Here is a 2,439-nt window from a genome sequence, read left to right as displayed (position 1 = left end):
TTATAATAGAGAGAGAACTATAAAAGGAGTGAACGAATTTGAAACAAGAACTTATTGAAAGATTTACGAGATATGTAAAGATTGATACACAATCAAATGAAGAAAGTCATACAGTGCCTACAACACCAGGGCAAATTGAGTTTGGTAAGTTATTAGTGGAAGAGTTGAAAGTGATTGGGTTATCAGAAGTGACGATGGATGAAAATGGTTACGTAATGGCAACACTGCCTGCTAATACAGATAAGGATGTTCCTGTAATCGGCTTTTTAGCTCATTTAGACACAGCAACAGATTTTACAGGGAAAAACGTAAAACCACAAATTCATGAAAATTTTGATGGTAATGCGATTACGTTAAATGAAGAATTAAATGTTGTGTTAACACCTGAACAGTTCCCGGAATTACCATCATATAAAGGACATACAATTATTACAACTGATGGTACAACACTTCTTGGAGCAGATGATAAAGCTGGTCTTACAGAAATCATGGTCGCAATGAATTATTTAATACATAATCCGCAAATTAAGCATGGAAAAATAAGAGTAGCATTTACACCAGATGAAGAGATTGGTCGTGGGCCAGCTCATTTTGATGTAGAAGCGTTTGGTGCATCGTTTGCTTATACGATGGACGGAGGTCCATTAGGTGGTTTAGAATATGAGAGTTTTAACGCTGCAAGCGCCAAATTAACTTTTAGAGGGACAAATACACATCCTGGAACAGCGAAAAACAAAATGCGTAACGCAAGTAAACTCGCTATGGAATTCGATAGACAGTTGCCAGTAGAAGAGGCGCCAGAATATACAGAGGGATATGAAGGGTTTTATCATTTACTCTCTTTAAATGGTGATGTCGAGCAAAGTAAAGCTTACTATATTATTCGAGATTTTGATCGTAATCATTTTGAAGCGCGTAAAAATAACATTAAAGATATTGTGAAAAACATGCAAGAGAAGTACGGTGAAGATGCGATTGTTTTAGAGATGAATGATCAGTACTATAACATGCTTGAAAAAATTGAACCAGTGCGAGAAATTGTTGATATTGCATATGAAGCGATGAAAAGTTTAAATATCGAACCGAACATCCATCCAATTCGTGGTGGAACAGATGGATCACAATTATCGTATATGGGATTACCAACGCCAAATATTTTCACTGGTGGTGAAAACTATCACGGTAAATTTGAGTATGTTTCGGTAGATACTATGGAAAAAGCTGTTCAAGTAATTGTAGAAATCGCAAGACGATTTGAAGAACAAGCTTAAAAAGAGAACCAAGTAGTAATGAAGTGCTACTTGGTTCTTTTCTATAGTAAAAAATACAAAGTGAAACTTGTTACAAGACGTTTGTAAAAGGGGGAAATGTTATGAGTGAAAATCAGTTTCATGGTTATATAGGGACATATACCAAAGCAGAGAGTAAGGGGATTTATAAATTTATACTTGATACGAACATCGGAGAACTTAAAGGGATTGAATTAGCAGCTCATATAGGAAGTCCGACATATGTAACGATTAGTCATAACAACGAGTACCTTTATTCTGTTGCGAAAGATAATGGGTTAGGTGGAATTGCTAGTTTTTCCATTCATAATAAATCCGGTAATCTAAATTCGATTAACATGCAAGTTTTAGAAGGGGTATCGCCGTGCTATGTAAGTGTGAATCGGGAGAATAGTATAGTAGTAGCAGCTAATTATCATAAAGGAACAGTAGAGTCCTATTTAGTGAAAAAGGATAATGGAAGTTTAAATGCTGCTACGGTAATTGTAGAACATAAAGGGTCAGGACCAAATAAGGAAAGGCAAGAAAAGGCACATGCTCATTATATGGATTTTACTCCTGATGAAAAATATGTAGTAGCAGTTGATTTAGGAATAGACAAGGTGATTACATATAAAGAAAGTGATGGAGAACTAATAGAAGTTACACGGTTATCTGTAAAATATGGTAGTGGTCCAAGGCATCTTATATTTCATCCAAGTGCGCAGTATGCATATGTTATGACAGAATTAAGTTCAGAGATTATTGTACTTCAATATGATGCAAAGAGTGGCAGTTTTAAAGAAAAACAATACATTTCTACATTACCTGAAGATTTTAGAAAAGATAGTTACGGAAGTGCAATTCACATTTCTTCTGATGGCAAGTTTGTTTACGCAGCAAATAGGGGACATAATAGTATCGCGGTTTTCCGAGTGAATGAGCACAATGGAGAGCTCGCTTTTATTGAAACAGTATCGACAGAAGGGGATTGGCCACGTGATTTTTCTTTAGATCCGGATGAAAAATTTTTAATTGCAGCGAATGAAAGATCTAATACTTTGACTTTATTTGCTAGGGATGAAATGACAGGGGAGCTAACGCTTGTACAGACGGACGTAAATGTTCCAGAGCCAGTATGTGTGAAGTTTTTACATGTGAAAAAATAGAT

2 protein-coding genes are annotated in these 2,439 nt (G+C 35.7%); both read left to right on the top strand.

Going from position 1 to position 2,439, the window contains the following annotated elements; all coding sequences use genetic code 11:
• Positions 1-38 precede the first annotated feature (38 nt).
• Positions 39-1,271, top strand: coding sequence for a peptidase T (gene pepT, locus AB3X49_RS21360; protein ID WP_002033643.1), 1,233 nt, complete (start codon positions 39-41; stop codon positions 1,269-1,271).
• A gap of 101 nt (positions 1,272-1,372) precedes the next feature.
• Positions 1,373-2,437, top strand: a complete 1,065-nt coding sequence (locus AB3X49_RS21355; protein ID WP_367964593.1) for a lactonase family protein — start codon at positions 1,373-1,375, stop codon at positions 2,435-2,437.
• Positions 2,438-2,439: the final 2 nt, after the last annotated feature.

The organism is Bacillus sp. C30 (assembly GCF_040838255.1).
Lineage (GTDB): Bacteria > Bacillota > Bacilli > Bacillales > Bacillaceae_G > Bacillus_A > Bacillus_A mycoides.
This window is presented reverse-complemented; position numbering and strand designations above follow the sequence as displayed.

Coding starts and splice junctions, on each gene's coding strand:
- AB3X49_RS21355 (WP_367964593.1), top strand. CDS start 1,373: ATGAGTGAAAATCAGTTTCATGGTTATATAGGGACATATACCAAAGCA.